Origin of the sequence: Denitratisoma oestradiolicum, assembly GCF_902813185.1 — a bacterium.
GTDB lineage: Bacteria > Pseudomonadota > Gammaproteobacteria > Burkholderiales > Rhodocyclaceae > Denitratisoma > Denitratisoma oestradiolicum.
In genome coordinates this window covers 1790532-1813184 of sequence record NZ_LR778301.1, presented here as the reverse complement: position 1 = coordinate 1813184, position 22653 = coordinate 1790532, and the positions used below count along the sequence as shown (strand labels likewise).

26 protein-coding genes and 1 tRNA gene are annotated in these 22653 nt (G+C 60.0%); 14 read left to right on the top strand and 13 right to left on the bottom strand.

Annotated features, from left to right (window positions below; translation table 11 throughout):
- Positions 1 to 270: 270 nt before the first annotated feature.
- Both DENOEST_RS08310 and DENOEST_RS08305 read left to right on the top strand, forming a co-directional pair.
- Positions 271 to 549, top strand: a complete 279-nt coding sequence (locus tag DENOEST_RS08310; RefSeq protein WP_170228048.1) for a type II toxin-antitoxin system TacA family antitoxin — start codon at positions 271 to 273, stop codon at positions 547 to 549.
- The gene (locus DENOEST_RS08305; RefSeq protein ID WP_145768941.1) at positions 546 to 1052 is read left to right on the top strand and encodes a GNAT family N-acetyltransferase; all 507 of its coding nucleotides are present in this window, start codon (positions 546 to 548) and stop codon (positions 1050 to 1052) included. Before DENOEST_RS08310 ends, DENOEST_RS08305 begins: the two co-directional genes overlap by 4 nt.
- Positions 1053 to 1250: 198 nt before the next feature.
- Here the strand turns inward: DENOEST_RS08305 and DENOEST_RS08300 are convergent, their stop codons facing one another.
- Entirely contained in the window at positions 1251 to 2066 is an 816-nt protein-coding gene (locus tag DENOEST_RS08300) for a pseudouridine synthase (RefSeq protein WP_145768940.1), read from the bottom strand.
- A gap of 74 nt (positions 2067 to 2140) precedes the next feature.
- Between DENOEST_RS08300 and DENOEST_RS08295 the strand changes: the two genes are divergently transcribed.
- Complete coding sequence (locus tag DENOEST_RS08295) at positions 2141 to 2548, top strand: PPOX class F420-dependent oxidoreductase (protein ID WP_197970558.1); 408 nt, start codon at positions 2141 to 2143, stop codon at positions 2546 to 2548.
- On the opposite strand, the gene DENOEST_RS08290 is transcribed toward DENOEST_RS08295, so the two are convergent.
- On the bottom strand, positions 2521 to 2901 hold the full coding sequence (locus tag DENOEST_RS08290) for a YchJ family protein (protein WP_145768938.1): 381 nt from the start codon (positions 2899 to 2901) through the stop codon (positions 2521 to 2523). The two genes, DENOEST_RS08295 and DENOEST_RS08290, sit on opposite strands and share 28 nt — an antisense overlap.
- Before the next feature lie 181 nt (positions 2902 to 3082).
- On the opposite strand from DENOEST_RS08290, the gene DENOEST_RS08285 reads away from it, so the two are divergent.
- From DENOEST_RS08285 to DENOEST_RS08275, 3 genes are all read left to right on the top strand, one after another.
- A tRNA-Asn gene (locus DENOEST_RS08285) sits at positions 3083 to 3158 on the top strand.
- 100 nt (positions 3159 to 3258) lie between these two features.
- On the top strand, positions 3259 to 3477 hold the full coding sequence (locus DENOEST_RS08280; RefSeq protein ID WP_145768937.1) for a hypothetical protein: 219 nt from the start codon (positions 3259 to 3261) through the stop codon (positions 3475 to 3477).
- A 229-nt stretch (positions 3478 to 3706) separates the two neighbouring features.
- Positions 3707 to 3955 carry a hypothetical protein gene (locus DENOEST_RS08275; protein WP_145768936.1) on the top strand — a complete coding sequence of 83 codons (249 nt, stop codon included), beginning with the start codon at positions 3707 to 3709 and terminating at the stop codon, positions 3953 to 3955.
- 4 nt (positions 3956 to 3959) lie between these two features.
- On the opposite strand, the gene DENOEST_RS08270 is transcribed toward DENOEST_RS08275, so the two are convergent.
- From DENOEST_RS08270 to ygfZ, 4 genes are all read right to left on the bottom strand, one after another.
- Positions 3960 to 4862 carry a recombination-associated protein RdgC gene (locus DENOEST_RS08270; RefSeq protein ID WP_145768935.1) on the bottom strand — a complete coding sequence of 301 codons (903 nt, stop codon included), beginning with the start codon at positions 4860 to 4862 and terminating at the stop codon, positions 3960 to 3962.
- A 55-nt stretch (positions 4863 to 4917) separates the two neighbouring features.
- A complete protein-coding gene (locus DENOEST_RS08265; RefSeq protein ID WP_145768934.1) occupies positions 4918 to 5460 on the bottom strand; it encodes a peroxiredoxin in 543 nt (180 codons plus the stop codon).
- Positions 5461 to 5558: 98 nt separating this feature from the next.
- The gene (locus tag DENOEST_RS08260) at positions 5559 to 6323 is read right to left on the bottom strand and encodes an NRDE family protein (RefSeq protein ID WP_145768933.1); all 765 of its coding nucleotides are present in this window, start codon (positions 6321 to 6323) and stop codon (positions 5559 to 5561) included.
- A 2-nt stretch (positions 6324 to 6325) separates the two neighbouring features.
- A complete protein-coding gene (ygfZ, locus tag DENOEST_RS08255) occupies positions 6326 to 7339 on the bottom strand; it encodes a CAF17-like 4Fe-4S cluster assembly/insertion protein YgfZ (protein ID WP_232096474.1) in 1014 nt (337 codons plus the stop codon).
- A gap of 90 nt (positions 7340 to 7429) precedes the next feature.
- On the opposite strand from ygfZ, the gene mltG reads away from it, so the two are divergent.
- The 5 genes from mltG to DENOEST_RS08230 are packed head-to-tail and all read left to right on the top strand — an operon-like array spanning position 7430 to position 11497.
- Positions 7430 to 8434, top strand: a complete 1005-nt coding sequence (gene mltG, locus DENOEST_RS08250; RefSeq protein WP_145768932.1) for an endolytic transglycosylase MltG — start codon at positions 7430 to 7432, stop codon at positions 8432 to 8434.
- Entirely contained in the window at positions 8431 to 9048 is a 618-nt protein-coding gene (gene tmk, locus DENOEST_RS08245; RefSeq protein WP_145768931.1) for a dTMP kinase, read from the top strand. The genes mltG and tmk overlap by 4 nt, the downstream gene beginning before the upstream one ends.
- Positions 9011 to 10081, top strand: coding sequence for a DNA polymerase III subunit delta' (gene holB, locus DENOEST_RS08240; protein WP_145768930.1), 1071 nt, complete (start codon positions 9011 to 9013; stop codon positions 10079 to 10081). The genes tmk and holB overlap by 38 nt, the downstream gene beginning before the upstream one ends.
- A gap of 10 nt (positions 10082 to 10091) precedes the next feature.
- Positions 10092 to 10868 carry a TatD family hydrolase gene (locus DENOEST_RS08235; RefSeq protein ID WP_145769240.1) on the top strand — a complete coding sequence of 259 codons (777 nt, stop codon included), beginning with the start codon at positions 10092 to 10094 and terminating at the stop codon, positions 10866 to 10868.
- Positions 10865 to 11497 carry an ankyrin repeat domain-containing protein gene (locus DENOEST_RS08230; protein WP_145768929.1) on the top strand — a complete coding sequence of 211 codons (633 nt, stop codon included), beginning with the start codon at positions 10865 to 10867 and terminating at the stop codon, positions 11495 to 11497. Before DENOEST_RS08235 ends, DENOEST_RS08230 begins: the two co-directional genes overlap by 4 nt.
- Before the next feature lie 551 nt (positions 11498 to 12048).
- Here the strand turns inward: DENOEST_RS08230 and DENOEST_RS08225 are convergent.
- A complete protein-coding gene (locus DENOEST_RS08225; protein WP_145768928.1) occupies positions 12049 to 12696 on the bottom strand; it encodes a TetR/AcrR family transcriptional regulator in 648 nt (215 codons plus the stop codon).
- Between the two features lie 225 nt (positions 12697 to 12921).
- Here DENOEST_RS08225 and DENOEST_RS08220 point away from each other — a divergent pair, with 225 nt between their 5' ends.
- Positions 12922 to 14031: a Zn-dependent alcohol dehydrogenase gene (locus DENOEST_RS08220; RefSeq protein WP_145768927.1), complete on the top strand. Its 1110-nt coding sequence runs from the start codon at positions 12922 to 12924 to the stop codon at positions 14029 to 14031.
- Positions 14032 to 14049: 18 nt separating this feature from the next.
- On the opposite strand, the gene dnaQ is transcribed toward DENOEST_RS08220, so the two are convergent.
- Genes dnaQ through DENOEST_RS08205 form a run of 3 tightly spaced genes read right to left on the bottom strand, consistent with a single transcriptional unit; the run spans position 14050 to position 15923 of the window.
- On the bottom strand, positions 14050 to 14772 hold the full coding sequence (gene dnaQ, locus DENOEST_RS08215) for a DNA polymerase III subunit epsilon (RefSeq protein WP_145768926.1): 723 nt from the start codon (positions 14770 to 14772) through the stop codon (positions 14050 to 14052).
- A gap of 3 nt (positions 14773 to 14775) precedes the next feature.
- Positions 14776 to 15219, bottom strand: a complete 444-nt coding sequence (gene rnhA / locus DENOEST_RS08210; RefSeq protein ID WP_145768925.1) for a ribonuclease HI — start codon at positions 15217 to 15219, stop codon at positions 14776 to 14778.
- A complete protein-coding gene (locus tag DENOEST_RS08205) occupies positions 15216 to 15923 on the bottom strand; it encodes a class I SAM-dependent methyltransferase (protein ID WP_232096472.1) in 708 nt (235 codons plus the stop codon). The genes rnhA and DENOEST_RS08205 overlap by 4 nt, the downstream gene beginning before the upstream one ends.
- Positions 15924 to 15974: 51 nt before the next feature.
- Between DENOEST_RS08205 and gloB the strand changes: the two genes are divergently transcribed.
- Positions 15975 to 16763, top strand: a complete 789-nt coding sequence (gene gloB, locus DENOEST_RS08200) for a hydroxyacylglutathione hydrolase (protein ID WP_332068219.1) — start codon at positions 15975 to 15977, stop codon at positions 16761 to 16763.
- 152 nt (positions 16764 to 16915) lie between these two features.
- The gene (locus DENOEST_RS08195; RefSeq protein WP_232096471.1) at positions 16916 to 18265 is read left to right on the top strand and encodes a transglycosylase SLT domain-containing protein; all 1350 of its coding nucleotides are present in this window, start codon (positions 16916 to 16918) and stop codon (positions 18263 to 18265) included.
- Here DENOEST_RS08195 and DENOEST_RS08190 read toward each other — a convergent pair.
- Genes DENOEST_RS08190 through DENOEST_RS08180 form a run of 3 tightly spaced genes read right to left on the bottom strand, consistent with a single transcriptional unit; the run spans position 18262 to position 22552 of the window.
- Positions 18262 to 20232, bottom strand: a complete 1971-nt coding sequence (locus tag DENOEST_RS08190) for an ABC transporter ATP-binding protein (RefSeq protein WP_145768921.1) — start codon at positions 20230 to 20232, stop codon at positions 18262 to 18264. The two genes, DENOEST_RS08195 and DENOEST_RS08190, sit on opposite strands and share 4 nt — an antisense overlap.
- The gene (locus tag DENOEST_RS08185; protein WP_145768920.1) at positions 20229 to 21575 is read right to left on the bottom strand and encodes an ABC transporter permease; all 1347 of its coding nucleotides are present in this window, start codon (positions 21573 to 21575) and stop codon (positions 20229 to 20231) included. The genes DENOEST_RS08190 and DENOEST_RS08185 overlap by 4 nt, the downstream gene beginning before the upstream one ends.
- Entirely contained in the window at positions 21575 to 22552 is a 978-nt protein-coding gene (locus tag DENOEST_RS08180; RefSeq protein WP_145768919.1) for an ABC transporter permease, read from the bottom strand. Before DENOEST_RS08180 ends, DENOEST_RS08185 begins: the two co-directional genes overlap by 1 nt.
- Positions 22553 to 22653 lie beyond the last annotated feature (101 nt).

The window sequence follows — 22653 nt, the reverse complement described above, 5'->3', positions numbered from 1 at the left end:
AATACTTCAGGTAACCGGCACATTGCTGCCAAAGTTTGGCCACAGGCCCAATGCCGCACTGGCCGATAACCTGGCTTCAAAACGCCGAAAACGTCCAACACGACCGCAGTCAACTGAATGCCAAGGGTGTTATTTGAAGCAAAACATGTGGATTAATTTCAACAAAACATGTGGATTGCGGAGATTCATGACGCCATTCAAGTTGTATCCCCACTCTTGCAATCATTAGTGCAATCCGTATACTGTCCGGACAATATAAGGAGTGACACCATGGGCGCCACCGTCAAAGAAGAACGCATCGAAATTCGTCTCGCGTCAGCCGAGAAGGAACGCATTCGCCAGGCTGCCATCCTGTCGCACCAGAACGTCAGCGAGTTTGTCCTGCGTGCAGTACGCACCGTGGCCGACGAGACCCTGGCCTCACAGACGCGCTTTGTTCTGCCCGAAGAGCAGATGAACGCCTTCTATGCTGCCCTCGATCAACCGGCCAAATCGATTCCGCGTCTCAGGGAACTGCTCAAGAAACCGAGCGTCTTCGAGACTAAATGAAATTACCGCTACGGGGGCCTGAACTTCTCACCGAGGCCCATGATGTTTCCGGCTTTGACTGCGGCAACGAAGCGCTGAATCGCTTTCTCCATCGCCATGCGCTGCAGAACCAGCGCAACCAGAGTGCCCGGACCTACGTCGCCCTTCGTGGTGAAGCGCACGTCATCGGTTATTACTCGTTGGCAGCTGCCTCGGCCGAATACGAAACTGTTCCGGCACGAATCGCCAAAGGACTGGCTCAACACCCGGTTCCACTCACCCTACTAGCGAGGCTGGCGGTGGATCAGGAAGAGCAGGGGAGTGGGATAGGAGCAGGACTACTCAAGGATGCGCTGAAGCGGTTTCTTCAAGCGCAATCGATCATTGCGGCGCGCGCCTTGGTGGTGCATGCCAAGGACGACCAAGCTGTCGAGTTTTATCAGCACTTCGGATTCGTACCCTCGCCACTTGATCCGTATCATCTGTACCTGATGACCAAGGACATCCACGAGTGTCTGGTTTAATCACCCGAAAACGCTGCCGATGCAGTACCAGCAAGCCTTTCCGGATGCGTATACCATCATCCAAATTGCATAGTCGAAAAATCGAGGTCGAAATTCGTCAAAAAATTATTTTTCTGGCACTGTCTGGCAGCGTCTGGAACTGATAAGCAACAACATCCTGATGGTAAATCTGATGGTGATTTTTCTTTTGAAAATCGTTTATCCTTTGAAAAACAACTGGATAAAAAGCTCGTGAACAATCGAGTGGGAATAATCGCACTCCGATAACCAAGCCGAGGGCAGGGCACCCTGCCAGCCTAGAGCGCGGATGACCCGAGCGAATTCGCCTTCGATCGGCGCGGTGATAGTCAGGGGCTGACTGCTGACGGGATGGGGAAATCTTAATTCCACACAGGCCAGCAGCAGCCGGTGGTTGTCGAAGCATTCGGCGAACATGCGGTTGTGCCGGCCCTTGCCATGGGTGGCGTCGCCGATGATGGGGTGGGCGATGTGCTTCATGTGGCGACGCAACTGATGGCGCCGTCCGGTCACGGGTTCCAGTTGCACCAGGGCGTAGCGGCTGGTCGGATAGCGATCCACTGCTACCGGCAGTTCCGTCGTGGCCAGACGCCGATAGCGGGTGAGGGCCTCCTGGGGTGGGGCTGGGATGTCCGGCGCACGCTCGTAGTCGTCGGGCTGGCGGCTCAGGGCATGGTCGATTTCCCCGCTCTCGTCCGGATGTCCCCGCACCACGGCCAGGTAGGTCTTGCGCACGGTGCTCCAGTCCAGGACTGCGCCCCGAATGGTAGCGAACAGCAGCACCCCCGAGGTACCCCTGTCCAGTCGGTGCAGGGGATGGACCGGGAGACCGAGTTGGTCCCGCAGGATCTGCACGGCGAAGCGGGTTTCGTGACGGGCTAGGTCCGAACGATGGACCAGCAGTCCAGAGGGTTTATGGACAGCGACGAGGCTGTCGTCCCGGTAGAGAATTGGCAGGGATTCCGGAGCCTGATGGGAGAGGGTGATGGGCGGCATAAGGGACGATACGTTGCGCAATGGCCAGGCCCTTGCCTTACCATCTGGGCCTCGCACCTTATCAGGAGCCTGCCGTGAGTCAAACCCTGGATACCGCCCGCTATCTGAATCTGGAAACTTTCCGCCGCAACGGTACCGCCGTGGCCACGCCCGTTTGGTTTGCGCCCCATGGCAGCCGGGCGGGAGTGTTCTACATTTTCTCCGCCCAGGAGGTGGGCAAGGTCAAGCGCCTGCGTCTCAGCCCCCGGGCCCGGGTTGCTCCCTGCAATGTGCGGGGCAGGGTGCTGGGTGAGTGGCAGACCGCCCGAGCCTATCTGGTGGACGAGGCGGAAGAATGCCGCAACGCTTATGCCGACCTGTATCGAAAATACGGCTGGCAGATAGCCATGACCGATTTCTTTTCTCGCCTGAGCGGCCGCATTCACAAGCGGCAGATCATCCGTATCGAAACCGATCAGACGGGGAACTCTCCGTCCACGTAATACCAGCGGCCGTTTTCCCGCAGGAAGCGGCTCAATTCGTGGAGCCGGTGGGCACGGCCTCCTACCTTGTAGCGTGCGACGAATTCCACCCGTGCGCTGTCGGGGCCGGTGGGCTCATGGCGCTTCACCTGCAATCCCAGCCATTTGGCCTGCGGCGTCTCTTGAAGCTTCAGGGATACAGGCCGGGTGGATGGATGCCAAGTGGCCAGCAGATAGGCTTCCAGGGCCAGGACATAGGCACTGTAGCGACTGCGCATCAGGGCCTCGGCCGTGGCGGCAGGCGTTCCAGCATGACAGGGGCCGCAGCAGTCGGCGTAGGGACGGCCGCTACCGCAGGAGCAGGGATGAGGCATGGGAGAAACGGATTTCCTGATGGGGGGACGATCATAGCAGCGCTGCCCAGTGGGCAAGGAACCATGGCTTGATCCGGGCCACAATGCCCATTTGGAGCCTGGGTTTCTGCTGACGATAATCCAATCCCACTTTGTTCTTGCGACGATGGAAAGTTCTGCCTATAATGCGCGCCTCTGCTGTTCCTCGATAGCTCAGTTGGTAGAGCGCCGGACTGTTAATCCGTAGGTCCCTGGTTCGAGCCCAGGTCGAGGAGCCAACTAATAATAGAGGGGCGATTCCAGCGGAGTCGCCCCTTTCTGTTGCCCAAAACGACAGGCAAGATTGCCGAGACACTTACAGAAACGGCCTTCCGATCCATGTCCGATACTGCATATTGCTATCACTGCCAGCGCCATCATCCGAAGGATGAGATGCGCCAGATCGAAACCAAAACCGGCAAACGCTGGCGCTGCGTCAAGAGCATCGAAGCCACCAAGGGTGGCCGCAATGCCCGCGAGGCCTTCGGCCGTCAAACCACGGACGCCAACAAGGCCGAAGCCAAGAGCAAGGCCCGGCTGGTCAACGCCGAGCGCTGACCGCTTCGCTGGATTCGTCTGTTGCAGGTTGCGGGAAACATATCCGCAGCCGATGCTTCTCTGGGCGCTTACCCTGCCGCTTCCTGGAAATGATTGCCGCAACCCGGCAATCGATGCCGGCTGTCCGTCAGCATCCACCCGATCTGTGCGTTATTGGGTGCGTGAGGGGCTGCTTTCCATGATGGTCTGATTTATGCGGGAAGCGGGCACTCACGCGATCGAGGTGCCCATGATGAAAATTTCCGATATCGGCCTGCTCTCCAACGGTGCTGTTTGCGCGTCGGTGGAGCATGATCGTCTGCACATGCGCCTGGGCCGGGTGGTTTCCATGGCAGCCTTCAAGGCCTTCATGTTTCTGGGTATGCATCTGGGGCGAGTCGAGGGACGGTTTTCGATTTCCCTGCCCGCCACCGAAGCCGATGCCCATGAGGCAGAAGTAAAGGAAGTCCTCGACTGCTGCGCCCGGCTGGATCGTTAATCCGTTAATCCTCTTCGGCCTCTCCCCCCAGGGCCTGGGTCAGGTCTGTCAGGAGTTGATTCAGCTCCCCCGTCATCAGGGTAAACTCGATATCGAACAGTTCATCATTGTCCTGGGCCTGCTTTTCCGCGTCCTCCTTGAGGATGTCCAGAAAGGCCAGGCGCTTGATTTCCAGCTTGTCCGTCAGGATGAAGGAGATGCGGTCATTCCAGGTCAGGCCCAGGCGGGTGGGTTGCTTGCCCTGTTCCAGGTGGCTGCGGATTTCATCCCCGTCCAGGGCATGACGCACATAGCGTACCGTGGCCTGTTCGTTGCCGTGGGCCTTCAGTTCGCAATCCCTATCCACGGTAAAGCCGCTGGGAGCCTCGCCTGAGGCCAGCCAGTCGGCCATGGCGGCGGCCGGCGACACCTGGGTGCGCAGCCGGGAGACGGGAGCATCATCCAGGGACTTGCCCAGCACTTCGAGAATTTCATCTGCCCGGGCGGTACTGGATGCATCCATGCAAAGCCAGCCGGCAATCGGGTCCAGCCATACTTGAGTGGAGCGATAGCGACTGAAGGCTCGGGGCAGCAGTTCCATGGTCACCTGGTCGCGGATTTCCTGCATCTGCTTGCGTCCCGGCTTATAACCCTGTTCCTCCTCGAAATGAATCGCCCGCTGCTGGGCTTCCTGCTTGACCACGGCGCCGGGCAGCAATTTTTGTTCGGACCCGAGGGCGATCAACCACTGACGATTCAGGCTATGGACCAGCTGATCATTGCCCCGGGGGGAAATCCAGCCCCGGCTCTGGGCATCCTGACTGCCGCAGGCCTGGAACAATTGCCGGGAAAGCTGCTTATCGAAGTCGGCGAGGGGAAGTTCCCAATTGCGGGGAATACGAAAGACTTGCAGATTGCGAAACCACATCGGGAGGCCCTGGCGAAAAAGGAAGCGATTCTATCGCCTGGGCTCCGGCTCCGGGCTACGGTGTTGCTGTGGTCAGGGTTTTCAGGTCGTTGATGATTTCTGCCGAGTGGCGGGAGACCTCCACCGAGAGATAACGTCGGGCAACATTGCCTCGAGGATCAATCAGGAAGGTGTGACGCTTGGCAAACTTCATCAGCCAGAGATCGGAAAGAGCGCCATAGCGACTGGCCACGGCGCCGTCCTTGTCCGCCAGGAGGGGAAAGGGCAGGTGGTATTTCTCGGCGAAGGCCTTATGGGACACGCTGTCGTCCACGCTGATGCCCACCACCTGGGCGCCCAGGGCCGTGAGCTTGTGCAGATCGTCACGAAAGGCACAGGCCTCGGTGGTGCAGCCGGGGGTATCGTCCTTGGGGTAGAAGTAGAGCACCACCCACTTGCCCCGCCATTCTTCCAGACGGCGCAGTTTGCCATCCTGATCGGGGAGGGAAAACACGGGTGCCAGGCTGCCAGGAGCGGGAGCGTCCGCGCCGCTGGCGAATGGGGCCACAATGCCCAGCAGAGCGCAGGCAAGTCTGGCAAGGCGCTTGAGTACGGTCATGGGGTATTCCTTCTTTTTGATTATCGTGAGGCCAAGGCTGCACCTTCTGGAAGGACAGTTCAAGCGTATTGCATTCAGGGTTTCTTGGTAACGACCATTCAGTGAATGGGTGACAGTTCGAACTGCCTCCATTTCGTAGGTTCCCCATCTGGAGACCAGGTTTGCTCCAGGAACAGACGTTTTCCCCGAATATCCTCGATCAGCACGGTGGAGTTGCGAGTGCCGTAGACGGGGCTGCGGACAAAGGCTGCCGAGAGCAATTGCTCGAAGGCGATATCCACCCCGGTGCGGGGTAGTTGTTCTTCGGAATAGGTCCGGTCGTCCCGCAACAGGTCGAACAGGGGATGGCAGTCGGGCAAGGCGTGGAGCGCCGCAGCCAGGGCCGATTTGGACTGCTCCACCTTAGGCCAGGGGGTATCCAGCAAGGCATTGGAGAGCCCATAGATGCCGGGTGGCAAGAGGCGCCGGTGCATGCCCACATTGCCCAGCCAACCCAGGGTTTTACCGTCGCTCACCAGTAAATTGAAGCCGCTGTAGCAGGAGGCCTCGGGGGTGACGGCGTCCAGATAAACGTCCGGTGTCCGGCTGTCGGTGAGAAACCCCGTCACCAGACCACCCCGGGAAGGCCCGTCGGGCTTGAGGTGTTCGCTGCCGCGAAAGTTGGTCAGGGCCGCGAAACGCCCTCCACGGGTGATGCCCAGCCAGGTTCCACCACCCCGTAGATCCCGGCCGGCCAGCAGGTCCGGATGACCCGGCCAGTAGTCCGCAGGTGCGGAAGGCCGGTCATGGAATTCATCCCGGTTGGCCGCCACCACCAGAGGGAAATCCGGATGGGCATGCCAGGCCACCAGGATCAGGCACATGATCAGTCCAGAGCGTAGGGCAGGGGGAGCAAAGTGGCCAGGGGACCATCCGGCGCGCCCAGGTGGATGTTGCCGGCCTGGGCACAACTGATCTGGATCACCGCCAGGAGTTCATGGCCTCCGGTTGGCGCAGGCGCCAGACTGACCACAGCACCACAAGCCTGGTCGCCGGTTTCCGGGGAGAAAACCGGTGTGCCGGGTGGCAGGGCTTGCCCCTCGATGTGGGCGCGGAACATGCGGCGCTTGACCTTGCCCAGGTAATGGGTGCGGGCGACGATTTCCTGGCCCGGATAGCAGCCCTTCTTGAAACTGATGCCTGACACCTTATCCAGATTGACCATCTGGGGAACGAACTCCTCCTGCGTGGACAGGCTGATGCGGGGAATGCCGGCGGCGATCTCCAGCCAGCGCCAGGCCCCGCTGCCCACTGGCTGGGCGCGACTGGCCAGCTGCTGCCAGACGGCAGGGGCTTCGGCCAAGGGCAGGGCGAGGAGAAGGCGTCGCCCGTCGAGGGCCAGCAGGCTGCCGCCGAGACAGTCTATGCGTCCCATGGGTAGAGGCGGTGGCGTCCCTCCCAGCGCCATCAGCAGGTCCGCTGCCTCCGGGCCGGATATCCCGATCAGCGCTCGTTCGGCGCTGATGTCGGCCAGCTTCACCTTGCTGCGCAGGATGTACATGGAGAGTTTTTTCAGCATGCCCGGCAGCAGGTCGGCGCCGGTTTGCAGCAGATAGTCCTCACCTTCCCGCCAGATCAGAAAATCCGCCAGCATCCGCCCCTTGGGCGTACAGAATGCGGCCCGACACAGGCCATCGGTGGGTAAGTGCTCGATATCATTACTGAGCAGCCGATGCAGGAAGTCGGCAGCCTCCGGACCGCTGGCCCGCAGCAGGCCCAGTTCGGCCAGGGGAGCGACAACGGTGCCTTCGGCTGCCGCCATCGCTTCGGCCCTGGCATCGCCCAGATCGTCGGCGCTTTTCTGGAGCCGCTGGAGCAGGAAATTCCAGTCTTGAGTCATGGTTTTTGTATAAAAATCAGGGGTTGGGTTGAGCTATTATAGGCGGCGACATTCCTCCTCTGTTTCGTCGCTCCCCCCGGTTTTTTCTTCATGCGCTTGCTCAAGCATCTATTCCTGCTGCTGGTGTTGACCAGTCTGGCCGGGGTTTCCGCTGTAGGTTGGTTTGCCAGTCAGCCCCTGGAACTGAAGTCCAGCCCTCTGGAGTTCACCCTTTCCTCCGGCATGGGACTGGCGGCAGCTTCACGGGTGATGGCCGAGGCGGGAGCCGGTTTCCCCCCCTGGCAGTTTTCCCTTCTGGGGCGCCTGATGGGAAAAGCTACTGAAATCAAGGCCGGAAGCTATCTGCTGGAACAGGGTGTCACCCCTTTCCAGCTGCTGGACAAGTTGACCCGGGGCGATGTCACCCAAGCCGAGGTGCGCCTCCTGGAAGGCAAGACCTTCCGGCAGTGGAGGCAGGCGCTGGATGCCCACCCGGATCTGAGGCACGACACTTCGGGCCTGACGGAAGCCGAAGTCCTGACCCGGTTGGATGCCACTGAACCCCATCCCGAGGGCTTGTTCTTTCCCGACACCTACTTGGTGGCCAAGCAATCCAGCGATCTTGACCTGCTGCGCCGGGCCTATCGTGCCATGCAGCGCCATCTACAGAAGGAATGGCAGCGCCGTCCGGCGGGTACCCCCTACCGCAGCCCCTACGAGGCACTGATCATGGCCTCCATCGTCGAGAAGGAGACCGGGCAGGCATCCGATCGTCCCCTGATCGCCGGAGTCTTCATAAATCGCCTACGTGTGGGCATGGCGCTGCAAACCGATCCCACCGTGATCTACGGCCTGGGCGAGGCCTTCGACGGCAACTTGCGCAAGCGGGATCTGCTGGCCGATACCCCCTACAACACCTATACCCGGCCCGGTCTGCCGCCGACGCCGATTGCCATGCCGGGACTGGAATCCTTGCGGGCCGCCCTGAACCCAGCGAACGGAGACCACTTCTACTTCGTCGCCAGGGGAGATGGTTCCAGCGAGTTTTCCCGCACCCTAGATGAACACAACCGGGCTGTGGCCCGCTACCAGAAGCGCAAGGGAGCCGCTGGATGAGCGCAAGAGGCAGATTCATTACGCTGGAAGGTATCGATGGGGCCGGTAAAAGCACCCACCATGCCTGGCTAGTGGACTACTTGCGGGGCAAGGGACATCCCGTAGTATCAACCCGGGAACCCGGTGGCACATCCCTGGGAGAAAAGCTGCGTGGTTTGTTGCTGGTCGAACCCATGCACCTGGAAACCGAGGCCCTGCTGATGTTCGCGGCCCGCCGGGAACATCTCGCCGAAGTAATAGAACCAGCCCTGGCACGGGGACATTGGGTGGTTTCGGATCGCTTTACCGACGCCAGCTTCGCCTATCAGGGCGGCGGCCGGGGGCTGGCCTGGGAAAAGCTCAGGCAATTGGAGCAATGGGTGCAGGGAGAGCTGCAACCAGACCTGACCCTATTGTTCGACCTGGATGCCGGCCTGGCCCGACAGCGTTTACAGGGTACCGGCAATGCCCCGGATCGATTCGAACGGGAGCAGCAGGAATTCTTCGAACGGGTGAGGGCTGCGTACCACCGTCGTGCTGAAGAATGCGCAACTCGCTTCTATCTGATCGATGCCCGGCTGAGCATCGAAAAAATTCGTGAATCACTTGAAGAAAGAATTTCAAGTGACTGTTAATTCAATATTTCCATGGAACTCTTCCCTATGGGACTCATTGCTGGGCAATCCCGCAAGCCTGCCCCATGCCTTATTGCTGGCAGGCCCTGGTGGCGTAGGGAAAAGCCGTTTTGCCGCTGCCATGGCAGCGCGTTTGCTCTGCGAACAGCCTCGAGGCAGTTGGGCTTGCGGCGAATGTGATGCTTGCCGGTGGCAGGCGGGGGGGAATCATCCGGACTTTCGCAAGGTCACCCTTGAGGTGGATGATGCGGAAGGCGATGAGGCGAGCACCAAGGCCAGTAGCAAAAAAAGTGGAGTTGCCACCCAGATCAAGATTCATCAGATTCGAGCCTTGGAAGACTTTGTTTTCGTCGGCAGCCACCGCCACGGCAACCGTGTGGTGATCGTGGACCCCGCCGATGCGATGAATGGGGCAGCCGCGAATTCACTTCTTAAAATACTTGAGGAACCACCTCCATCAGTATATTTTATAATGGTTTCTTCAAAATGGCGTAGCCTGCTACCGACTTTGCGCAGCCGTTGCCGCAAAGTACTTTTTGGCGTTCCTGAAACGGGCGCGGCCGTCGCTTGGCTCAAACAGGCCGGTATCAAGGACCCCGAGATGGAGTTGGGCCTGGCCGGTGGCGCTCCCTTGCGCGCCCTGGCTCGCAGTGAGCGGGGCACCAAGGACTCCACTGCCGAAATTATTGCTCCGCTGTCCCGGCAACCCCTCGATCCCCTGACCCTGGCCGCCCACTGGGAGAGTCAACTGAAGGTCAACCCGGAATTGAATCTGGAAAACCTGGTGGATACAGTACAAAAATGGCTCCATGACCTGATTCGGGTCCGGGCTGCGCTCGCACCCCGCTATCTGGCCCGGGAAAACGAAAACCTCTCCCGGCTGGCCGCCACCGCCGACCCGGCCCGGCTCAATCGTTGCCACGACAGCCTGTTGAAAGTCAGAGCCACAGCCCGACATCCTCTCAACACCCTGTTATTCCTCGAAGACCTGGCCGCCCGCTGCGCGGTCGCCTTGACCCCGGCCCGACATTGACTTCCTCATGCTGCTCGTCGATTCCCATTGCCACTTGGATTTTCCCGATTTCGCCAGCGAGATTCCTCAACTCCTGGAAAACATGCGTACCCAGGGCGTGGGCTGGGGGCTTTGCGCCGGAGTCACCCTGGAAGCCCTGCCTTCCTTGCTGGCCCTGGTATCCGCCCATGAAAACCTCTACGCAGCGGTGGGAGTACATCCGGATCATCAGGAGGGCAGGGAACCCGGTGAGGATGAACTGGTTGAACTGACTCGCCATCCCAAGGTGGTCGCCATCGGCGAGACTGGCCTGGATTACTATCGTCTGGAGGGAGACCTGGAGTGGCAACGGCAACGCTTTCGCTGCCATATTCGCGCGGCCCGACGGGCCGCCAAACCCCTGATCATCCACACCCGTTCGGCCGCAGCAGACACCCTGGCGATACTTAAGGAGGAGGGGGCCGATGCCGTGGGAGGCGTGTTCCATTGCTTCACCGAATCCATGGAAGTGGCCCGGCAGGCCCTGGACCTGGGCTTCCACGTCTCCTTTTCCGGCATCGTCACCTTCAAGAACGCCGTCGATTTGAAGGAGGTAGCCCGTCAGATTCCTCTGGACCGGCTGCTGGTGGAGACCGATTGTCCGTACCTGGCGCCCGCACCCCACCGGGGCAAGCGCAACGAACCAGCCTACGTGCGCCATGTGGCCGAGGAAATCGCACGGTTGAGGGAGATGGAGCTGGAAGAAGTAGCAGAAGCAACCACCAGCAACTTTTTCAGACTGTTCAATATTCCCCGGGAAACCAAGTGAAACATCTATTGCCATTTTGCTTCTGGCTGCTGCTTAGCGGTTTCGCCCAGGCAGGAACTCTCGATGAGATGCTCTTCGCAGCCCAACAGGGCCATGCCAACACAGTGATGACGCTGCTGCAACGGGGAATGGACGTCAATGCAGCAGACCGGGAAGGCACCACTTTGGTCATGCATGCAGCCCGGAATGGGCATCAGAATATTATAGAAATAACATTAAAATCACGACCTAATTTACTGAAAAAAAATAAATATGGTGATGATGCGCTGATGTTGGCGTCCCTCAATGGGCACCTGGCCTGCGTCCGTTTGTTGGTTGATGCCGGCGCCCCGGTAAATCCGCAAAAGTCTGACTGGAGCCCTTTGCACTATGCGACATTCAATGGTCACGAGACAATAGCAAGCCTGCTGCTGGACCGTGGGGCGCAAGCCAATGTGCCATCTTCCAGCGGGTTGTCGCCCCTGATGATCGCAGCCCGCAATGGTCACCTGTCCCTGGTAAAACTGCTCCTGCACCGGGGTGCCGATGCCAAACTCCGGAATCCGGAGGGGCACACCGCTGAGGATATCGCCCAAAAGGCAGGAAATACCGATATAGCGGACCTTCTGGCAAAGGCAGCACGGCCTTGAAGCGCCTTTTGTTCTTCCCTGATTTCATTCTTATATGCAGGATAATGTGCATTATGTAAAATATCATCAGACATATATTCCAATGTGCTATCAAGGTCCTGCGCCCTGCGCCGTTAGGTATGCAATTTAATTAACTATGGCACGTCCCAGAAAAGATAGATCACCCAACGCCCTACGACCCAGAGCCAAGGACTTGTTTAAACAAGTCCCAGTAACTTGTCCTAAACAAGTTCATCGCCAAAAACGCCGATCAAACCATGGCCGGGTCAGAAATCAAGGGCTTTGGGCTTCGCCGCCAATCCTCATCCGGTCCCCTAAAAAACCAGGCTTTACTGATGGTAAATCCTGGTTTTTTCCTAGTGCGCCTGCCTTCGGCAGATCCACTAGGCCGGGGCTGCGGCTTCCGATTGTCCCCTTGATTTCCGCCCTTTTCGTCCATGGTCCGACGCGGCAAGGCGATGAACTCAGGACGGATGACCAACAAGGAGGGAACACCATGCCGAATTTGACCACCAGCCAAAACCAGAAACCCCTAACGCTAGGCTCTGAATCTAGGCCAGATGGGGCCGCTTCATCAAACTACCTGCAATCAGTTGCTCGAAGGTAGTCACGGCCTCCAGAAAAATATCCTCGCCCTGTTCGGCTAAGGATGAAATTCCCATATTGCAGACGATGAGTACCTTAACCACAGATTCCACATTGGCTCCAGGAGCTAATTCACCCCGCAATTTCGCCCGTTCAACTAAGTCGTAGAAGAAGTCGTAGAAGAGACGCGCGTCCATTTCGTTCAGCCAGTCAAGCTCACTGTTACGCTGGATTTCAGAGAATGATGCCGCCGCAAACCGCAGGGCGCCGGGCCAACTCCTGGAAAGCACCATCACTTCCCGTAACCCGATGCACAGTTGGTCAATACTGGTGCGATCGGGATTTTGGTCGCAGGCAGCCCGATAGGTGCCAACCAAGGTGGTTACGATCAGTTGTAGGGCCTCCCGGTAAAGCGCAGCTTTGGACTCGAAGTAATGGTATAGGGCGCCACTGGTGATACCCGCCGCTTTGGCAATATCCTGATTATTGGAGTTGGCGTAGCCCCGTTCGGCGAAACAATCCACGGCGGCGATAATGATCTTCCTCCGAGTTTCGATACCGCCGCCCGCCCCCTCGGGCCGACCTAGTTTTTTGCGTACTGTTTTCTTCTGCATATTTTTATCTTAGCGGAAGCCCACGGCAACCCAATGCACATGCGAGCACTGTGACTTCAATCGACCGAACTGTCACTGCTGAATCGATACTGCCTTTTTAACTGAGTAGAAATTAACTAACAAGTTAATTAACTGTAGAATCGCCAATGAATACACTAAAACCAGCCGGGGCAGCCGAGCGCTTTCCGAGCTACCTTAAGACCGCAGCCAAAAAGGAGAGCCGTCATGCGCGCTGCCATTCTCGAAAAACAGGGGCAACCGATCCAGATCGTCGATGACGTGGAGATTGCAATGCCGCGCCAGGGCGAAGTCTGCATCAAGGTTGCTTTCTGCAGCCTGTGTCATTCGGACTACAGTGTTGTCAGCGGCGTGTATCCGGTGAGCGAACCGATTATCGTCGGCCATGAGGCTGCGGGTGTGGTGGTTTCAGTGGGGCCTGGCGTGAAATCTTTGGCGGCTGGTGATCATGTGGTCATCAACGCAATTTACCCTTGCGGGCAGTGTTATTTTTGCCAGCGTGGGAACTTCGGTATCTGTTCCTATTCCAGTCCCGGGTTGATGACCCATACCCTCCCCGATGGAGAAACTGGTCTATTGCGCCATGGCCGTAGGGTGCTACGAGGAATCGGCGCGGGCGCCTTGGCGGAATACACGATCGCACCGGAAGCTTCGGCAGTGCGCATCGACCCTGACATACCCCTCGACGTGGCCTGCGTTACCGGCTGCGCCGTTCGCACCGGCGTCGGTGCCGTCCTTAACACGGCCGACGTCGAGGCGGGTGCCACAGTATTGATTCTCGGTTGTGGCGGTGTTGGTCTGTCGGCGATACAGGGAGCCCGATTGACTGCTGCCCGCATCGTTATCGCCTCTGACCCAAATCCCACCCGCCGCGAAATGGCGTTGCGATTAGGCGCTACCCATGTGCTGGACCCGGCACGGGAAGACGTGGTTGCCTCCACACTTTCCCTGACGAACGGAATCGGTGCGGACTACGGGTTCGAAACAGCAGGAATCGCCCAGCTTATCGAAACCGCCATCAACGCCATCCGTCCAGGCGGTACGGCCGTATGCGTTGGTGCTCCACCTTTCGAGGACAGCGCGACAATCCGCAATGTCGTCCTTTTTGCATCGCAAGAAAAGAAATTGACAGGTAGCCTACTGGGCGGTGCACATCCAAAATTTGATATCGAACGCTTACTGTCTTTCTGGAAGACAGGCCGCCTCGATCTGGAAAGCCTGATCACCTGCAAACGACCTCTTTCTGAAATCAATGAGGCATTTCAGGATCTGAAGGAAGGCAAAGGCATACGCACAGTCATCGAGATCAGTGGATAAATGAATTATGCGGTAACGTCAGGCCCACGGTGGGTTAATCGAAGCTGGCTCCTTCAGCCAAAGACATTCCCCCTTGGATTCCTTCTTCAGTTCTTCCAGCACCCGTTGGTGCTCTAGCAGCTCCGCATCGCTGGCGCGAAGAATTCGCAGATCGCCCCGCTCCAGGCTGTTGGGGTCGAATTGCAAAATGGCGGCTGGCGCCTCTAGGTCCATCATCAAACTTTCCTGTCCCCGGGTCAGGGCCAGGTAGACTTCGGCCAGCAATTCCGCGTCCAGCAGCGCGCCGTGCAACTGGCGCCCGGAGTTGTCCACTCCGTATTCGTTACACAAGGCATCCAGGGAGTTGCGCTTGCCGGGCCGAACTTCCCTTGCCATGCGTAAGGTGTCGATCACACCTGCACAAACATTGTCCAGGGAATCGCGCTTTAGTAGCGCGAACTCGTTGTTAAGAAATCCCACGTCAAAAGAAGCGTTATGGATGATCAGCTCAGCGTCCTGGATGAACTCCACCAATTCGTCGACGATTTCAGCGAATACTGGCTTATCGGCCAAGAACTCGTTGGTCAGGCCATGGACCGCCTGGGCGCCGGCATCGATTTCCCGTTCCGGATTGATGTACTTGTGGAAGCGCCGCCGGGTGAGCTTGCGGCCCACCAGTTCCACGCAACCCACTTCGATGATCCGATCTCCCAGCCGATATTCCAGCCCTGTGGTTTCAGTATCCAGTATGACCTGACGCATTCCCTATCTCCGTACCGAATCCACGCCGCGCCGCGCCAAGGCATCGGCGCGCTCGTTTTCCACATGACCGGCATGACCCCGCACCCAGAGCCATTCCACTTGATGGCGGCCGGCCTCGGAATCCAGGGCCTGCCACAGATCCACATTCTTTACCGGCTGTTTGCTCGCAGTCTTCCAGCCCTTGCGCTTCCAGCCTGTTATCCATTCGCTGATGCCCTTCTGCACATACTGGGAATCCGTATGCACCTTCACCCGTGCCGGCCGTTTCAACTGACGCAGGGCCTCGATCACGGCCAATAACTCCATGCGGTTGTTGGTGGTGGCAGGATCGCCGCCGAAGAGTTCCTTTTCGTGGTCACCGTAACGCAGTATTGCCCCCCAGCCGCCCGGGCCCGGATTGCCGCTACAGGCCCCATCGGTAAAAATTTCCACGAACTCTTCAATCATTGTCCATTCCTCTGGGTAACGGCCACCATGGCTTTGGCCCGAGCCTTGCGATCATGCCAGGTCGGCGTGACCAGTCGCATACCCGCCTGCCGTTTGATGGCCTGCAAGACATAAACGGCGCCGCCGTAGGGCCACCAGCGATCACCGGCGGCTTCCAGGAAGCGACTGCGGTTCAACCATTTTTCCTGTCGGAAGGGAGGGGCATAGCGTCCGAAAGCACCACCTCGTGTTTCAAAACCCAGCAGCGCAAACCAATCCTTGAGCCGCGGGACGCTGATGTAGCGTCCATCCCAGGGCGGGTCGGCCAGGGGGTGACGGGACAAACGGCGCCGTACCCCCCAAAGACTGAAGGGATTGAAGCCCGTCACCACTACCTGCCCCTCGGGCACCAGTACCCGCTCCACTTCCCGCAGCACATGATGCGGATTGTCGGCGAATTCAAGCACATGGGGCAGAACCACGAGATCCACGCTCTGGCTGGCAAAGGGCAGATGTCCGGGAACAGCGCGGACATCCACCAGCCCCGATTCATCACAATGAAAGCGGAAGGGCATACGGTTGCCCCGCAGAAAATCGTACCGGGGCAGTCCGACCTGAACGGCGTTGAAGCCAAATACATCGGCCAGCAGCAATTCATGCTTGTGCAGCGCCCACTGGAGTACATAGTACCCCTGGGGTGTTTCCAGCCAGTCTTGGAAGTGCATTGACATCGGGCGATGGTCGGGGAAAATGGTTCCGCTATGGAAATTATTTGCTTGCGCGCCTTCACTGACAACTATATCTGGCTGCTGCGCCATGGAGGCCATGTCGTCGCGGTGGACCCCGGTGACCCGGAACCCGTCGCGACACATCTGGAATCCAGCGGCGACCGCCTGGACGCCATTCTGCTCACTCACCACCACCCGGACCATGTGGGTGGCGTGGCCGAACTCAGGCGCCAGCATTCGGTTCCCGTCTATGGGCCCGCCCTGGAACAGATTCCCGGCGTCACCCATGGTCTGACTGGCGGGGAGCGCATTCTTCTGGCGTTCCCGGATGCCGAGCTTGCGCTGGAAGTGCTCGATGTCGCCGGTCACACACGGGGACATCTGGCCTACTTCGCCAATCTCGGCGCCGGCGATTATCGCCGAAACATTTTGTTCTGTGGCGATACCCTGTTCTCCCTCGGCTGCGGCCGGCTCTTCGAGGGCAGCGCCGAGCAGATGTACCACTCCCTGCGAAAACTTGCCACCCTGCCCCGGGATACCCAAATCTATTGCGCCCACGAATATACCCACTACAACCTACCCTTCGCCCTGACGGTGGAACCCGCTTCCCCTGCCCTGCTCCGACGAGCCGAAAAACTGAAATCGCTGATGAATGCAGGACAGGCCACCGTGCCCATGAGCCTGGCAGATGAACTGGAGACCAATCCCTTCCTGCGCTGCCACGTATCCGCCGTCATGGCCTCGGCTGCCCGGCACAGCCAGGGACCTCTTGCAAGCGCCATCGACGTGTTCGCCGCACTACGAGAATGGCGCAATAACTTCAAGGCATCGCTCTGACCCCACCCGGCTGGCAAGAATTGGAATTGACGGGCGCCGGCAGGCTCCGCTAACATCCGCCGACTATGCAACGCAGGCCCTCCATCATCGTCGCACGCCTGCGTGCCCCATCCTTCGCCCTTCCTTGGTTGGCCTTGGTATTGGCGTTTCTGATGGGAACCCTGTCAGCACGGCTGCACGCCGAAATGGTGGCACGGGAATCCAGCTTGCAGATGAGTCCTACTCTGGCGCTGCCGAATGCCTCCCCCTTCGAAGTTGCCCCGGCAGTACCCGCCCGCAGCACGGTGGAGGAAGACCTGCCTCGCATCGCCACCATAGACCTCACCGCGCCACCCACGGACATCTGGCAGCGGATGCGCAATGGCTTCTCCATGCCCGACCTGAACAGCCCCCTGGTGGCCGAGCGTCAGGCCTGGTATCTGAACCGGCCCCAGATGCTGCAACAAATTCTTCACCGCAGCCGTCGCTATATCTACTTCATCGTCCAGGAACTGGAAAAGCGCGGCATGCCCACCGAACTGGCCCTGTTGCCCATGGTGGAAAGCGCATTCAACCCCCTGGCCTATTCGTCGGCTCGGGCTCTGGGCATGTGGCAATTCATACCCTCCACCGGCAAGACCTACAACCTGGAACAGAACTGGTGGGGTGACCAGCGCCGGGATATTGTTGCTTCCACCGGAGCGGCTCTCGACTATCTGCAAAAAATCTACGAAATGCATGGCGACTGGCACCTGGCCCTGGCCTCCTACAATTGGGGCGAGAATGCCGTGGCCCGGGCCGTGGCCCGCAACCAAGCCAGGGGACTGCCCACGGACTACCAAAGCCTGACCATGCCCGGCGAGACGCGCTATTACGTGCCCAAGCTCCAGGCCCTGAAGAACATCATCGCCCATCCGGAGTTGTTCGGCCTCCAGTTGCCGCCGGTTGCCAATGAACCCTATTTCACCACCATCGACATGCCGGCCACCATGGACGTAGCGATGGCCGCCCGCCTGGCGGAAATTCCCCTGGACGAATTCATCGCCCTCAATCCCGCCCATAGCCGCCCGGTGATGCGGGATACCGGTTCGACCACCCTGGTATTGCCAGCAGAAAAGGTCACGATATTCCAGAACAACCTGGAACGTTATGCAAGCGAAGATCGGCCCCTTTCCCTTTGGAGCACCCATGTGCTGAAAAAGGGCGAGAAGCTGGAGACCATTGCCGCCCGCCATGGCATAACCGTAGCCCATCTCAAGCAGATCAACAGCATCGGTCGTCGTACCAAAATAAGCACCGGTCAAAAACTGTTGGTGCCCGACCCATCTGCCCACACCGGTTCCGACCTGATCGCCAAGCTGCCCCAGACGCCGGCTGACACACCCCGCGCCAAGGGGCGGGGCAAGGGCAAGAAATCCGCCTCGGTCAGGGGCTCACGGACTGGCAAGGGGCGGAAGGCGACGGCGATGGGCAAGTCCGGACGGGTATCTGCGCCAGCCGGGAAGAAGCGCAAGAAGCGCTAATCAGGACCGGGATAAAGATGGCAGCGCACCCCTCGGCTTGAGGAAAGCCGGCTCTCCCCTGGATAGTCACGTCGGCAGATATCCATGGCCTCAGGGCAGCGAGGATGGAAATGGCAACCCGTCGGCGGCTGGGCCGGCGATGGCGGATCTCCCGCCACGGTCAGCACTTCCCCGCGCTGGCCGTCAATGCGGGGCACCGCAGCGATCAGCGCCCGGGTATAGGGGTGGCAGGGCTGGCGCAGGATTTCATCCACCGTGCCCTGCTCCACCACCCGCCCCAGGTACATCACTGCCACCTCGTGGGCCAGGTAATCCACCACCGCGATGTTGTGGGTGATGAACAGATAGGCCAGGCCCAGGCTGGCTTGCAAATCCTGCAATAAGTTAAGAATCTGGGCCTGGACCGACACATCCAGGGCGCTGGTGGGCTCGTCGCAGATCAGAATCTGGGGATTCACCGCCAGGGCACGGGCAATGGCGATGCGTTGACGCTGGCCGCCGGAAAACTCGTGGGGATAGCGCAGAGCCATTTCCGGCGCCAGCCCCACCTGCTCCAACAGCCGCTCCGTGAGTTGTCGATGATCGCCCTTGAGCCCCAGGGCTGCCATGCCCTCGGCAATGATGCCCCCCACCCGCATGCGGGGATCAAGGGAGGCATAGGGGTCCTGGAACACCATCTGCATCGTGCCCCGTAGTGGACGCAACTCTCCCGCAGTCAGATCGGTGAGTTCCCGCCCCGCCAGGCGCACACTGCCCGCCGTGGGGGCGAGCAGTTGCAGGATGGCCTTGCCGGCGGTGGTCTTGCCACAACCGGACTCTCCCACCAGGGCCAGGGTTCGTCCCGGACTCAGACTTAGCGAAATCCCATCCACGGCTCGAACCTGGCCCCGGACCCGTTGCAGGATGCCCCGACGAATCGGGAAATGGACCCGCAAATCCCGTACTTCCAGCAGTGCCGCCGCCGTAGCGGAAGACTCGGGCCTGACAGCCTCCTCATGGGAAGTCGGCTGCGACACTTCCTCCAGGGCCAGATGGCAGCGCATCCGCTGCCCATTGGCGGCCTCCCGCCAGGGCGGCGGTAGCTCCCGGCACTGGTCCATTACCCGGTCGCAACGCTCGGCAAAACGGCAGCCGACGATATCGGCATCCGCTGGCGGCACCCGCCCCGGGATCATGGTGAGGCGCCCTCCCCGGCGACGGGCATCGGGCAGGGCCTCGAACAGTTTGCGGGAATAGGGGTGGCGCGGCCGGGCGAAGAAATCCTCCCGGGAAGCCACTTCCACCAACTGACCGGCGTACATCACTCCGATACGATCGGCCATCCGCGCCACCACGCCCAGGTCGTGGGTGATCAGCAGCATGGCCATGCCCTGCTGGCGCTGAAGCTGGACCAGCACATCGAGTACCTGGGCCTGGATGGTCACGTCCAGGGCGGTGGTGGGCTCGTCGGCGATCAGCAGCCGAGGCTCCCCGGCCAGGGCCATGGCGATCATGGCCCGCTGCTTCATGCCGCCCGACAACTGAAAGGGATATTCGTCGTAACGCCGCGCCGGGTCCGGGATACCCACCGTCTGGAGCAGTTCCACGCCCCGCTGTCGCGCCGCACTACCGCCCAGGTTCCGATGCAGGGCCAGGGTCTCGGCGATCTGCTGTCCGATGGTCAACACCGGATTGAGGCTGGTGGCCGGCTCCTGGAAGATCATCGCCATGGCCCCGCCCCGCCGCTGGCGCATCTGGGCCTCGGTCAGGTCCAGCAGCTCCGCCTCCTCCAGCATGACCGAGCCCCGGTTGATGCGTGCTCCAGGGGGTAACAGACGCATCAGGGCCAGGGCCGTCATGGACTTGCCGCAGCCCGACTCACCCAGCAAAGCAAAGGTCTCACCGGCGCCGATGTCGAAGTCCACGCCATCCACCGGCCGGGCCGGGCCGATGGTCAGAGCCAGATCACGCACACTGAGCAATTTCATGGGACGGAGCGTGGGTCGAAGGCGTCTCGCACGGCATCGGCCAGCAGGTTGGCGGCCAGCACCAGCAGGAACATGAACAGGAAGGCCCCTGCCAGGGTCCACCAGACCATGGGCTCCCGGGCCAGCTCCATGCGGGCCGCATTGATCATGGTGCCGAAGCTGATGGTGGAGGGATCGACACCGATGCCCACATAGGACAACACCGCCTCGGCCAGTACCAGGCCCGAGAAGTCCATCACCAGGGCGATCAGCACGATGTGGCCGAGATTGGGAATGATGTGCCGAACCATCACTGCCAGGGGCGAAACACCGAAGGCCCGGGCCGCCTGGACATACTCCAGTTCCCGCAGCTTCAGAGTTTCGGCCCGCAGCAGCCGGGCCAGACCGGTCCAACTGGTCATGCCCAGGATCAGGCACAGGGCCAGCAGGCGGGCATCAGCCCGCTCCGCTGCCGTGGAAAAGGCGTCCGGATGAGTGTCGATCAGCACCTGGATCATCAGGATCGCCGCAGCAATCAAAAGTACGCCGGGAATGGAGTTGAGGGTAGTGTAGAGATACTGGATCCCGTCATCCACCCAGCCTCCCGCATAGCCGGCAATCACCCCCAGGAAAACCGCCAGGGGCAGGGTCACCAGGGTGGTCAGGGTGCCGATCAAAAGGCCGGTGCGGATGCTCTTCAGGGTCAGATACAGCACATCCTGGCCCACCTTGTCGGTACCCAATACGTGATAACCCTGGGCCAGCATGCCAATCACTCCGCCCGCCAGGAACGTCGTCAGCAGCACCGCCAGCACGCTGCGCCAGGCCAGGCCGCGCCGCCGCATCGGCGGCCCCAGCAAGGCGGCCAGGAATGTCCAGAGCAGGAGACCCAGACCCAGGCCGAGGAAAATCTGGCGTAACAGGTCTTCCGACCACATCGCCTCGTCCATCAGATGGATGCCTCCATGGGTCAGGCGCGGATACTCCCGCCCCCCCTCGCCCACCAGGCTTTCCTTGGCGAAGAGGTGGGTCGCCAGGGGAGCCGAATAAGTTTTTTCCGTTCTTTCCTTGAGGGGAAGCAGCAGACCGTCCAGGGCCGAATACACCTCGACCCCATAGACTGCGGACTGATTTTCTCCCGTGGTCGGCAACTGGATACGGTAATGCAGGGAGTCGAGAACACCCACCAGCAGGAATAGGCCCAGCACCACCGCAGCGGCCATGCCCGTGCCGCTGCGCCCCACCCGTGCCCATGCGGCCCGCTGGGGCGGACTGCGGCGAAAGACCAGGGCCGCGGCGATGCCGCAGGCCAACAGGATGAATAGCAGCAGGTCGGACCAGAGCAGGACAGGCTTGATGTTCATCACGACAGGCGCACCCGGGGATCCACCAGGGTGTAGGAAATATCCGTGAGCAGCAGGCCAAGGATGTAAAGGCCGGCGCCGATGAACACCATGGCCCGCACCACGCCGAAGTCCTGGGCATTGATGGCCTCGATGGTGTAGCTGCCCAGACCCGGAATGCCGAAAAAGGATTCCACCAGCAGACTGCCCATGAAGAGGCTGGGAATCAGCACCACCACACCGGTCAGGATTGGAATCAGCGCATTCCGCAGCACATGGCCGAACAGCACTGTCGTTTCCGTCAGACCCTTGGCCCGGGCAGTGCGCACATAGTCGCGACCGGCCTCCTCCATGAACAGGGTGCGATACCAACGGGTACCGGAACCGATGCCGCCAATCACGCTGACGATCACCGGCAGCACCAGGAAGCGGGTGGTGTCCAGACCCTGACCATAGCCCGAAATGGGGGCCAGATGCCAGACCTTGCTGACCAGCCACTGGCCGCCGATGATGTAGAACAGCCCGGAGATGGACATCATGGCAACGCAGAGCACCGTGCCCGTCAGGTCCAGATAGGTGGCGCGAAAAAACACCAGCAGCAGCGCAAAGCTGATGGTGACCCATAGACCTAGCAGAAATACCGGCACAGCCACCGCCAGGGAGGGAATCATGCGTTGGCGGATCTCACGGGCAATATCCCGTCCGTCATCGGCCCGGCCGAAATCGAGGACGAACATGCGAACCGACTTGGCGAAGAACACGGTCTCGGTAAGTTTGCCACTGCCAGCCGCCGTCTCGTTCCACCACAGAGGTTTGTCGTAGCCCCGCTCCGTCTTCCATTTGGTGATGGCTTCCGGGGTCACCCGCTTGATGCCCAGTTGCAGTCGAGCCATGTCGTCCGGCGTATTGACCACGAAGAACAAGGCAAAGGTGATCAGGTTCACGCCGACCAGGATGGGCACGGCATAAAGCAGGCGACGCAGAATATAAGCCAGCATGGAGTGAGGCAGGCCAATCCGTGGGAAGAAACGACGCCGATTGTATCGTCTCGCGGCTGATTCCCCGGATACCGTCGCGGGACTTTCTCATCCATCGGGGA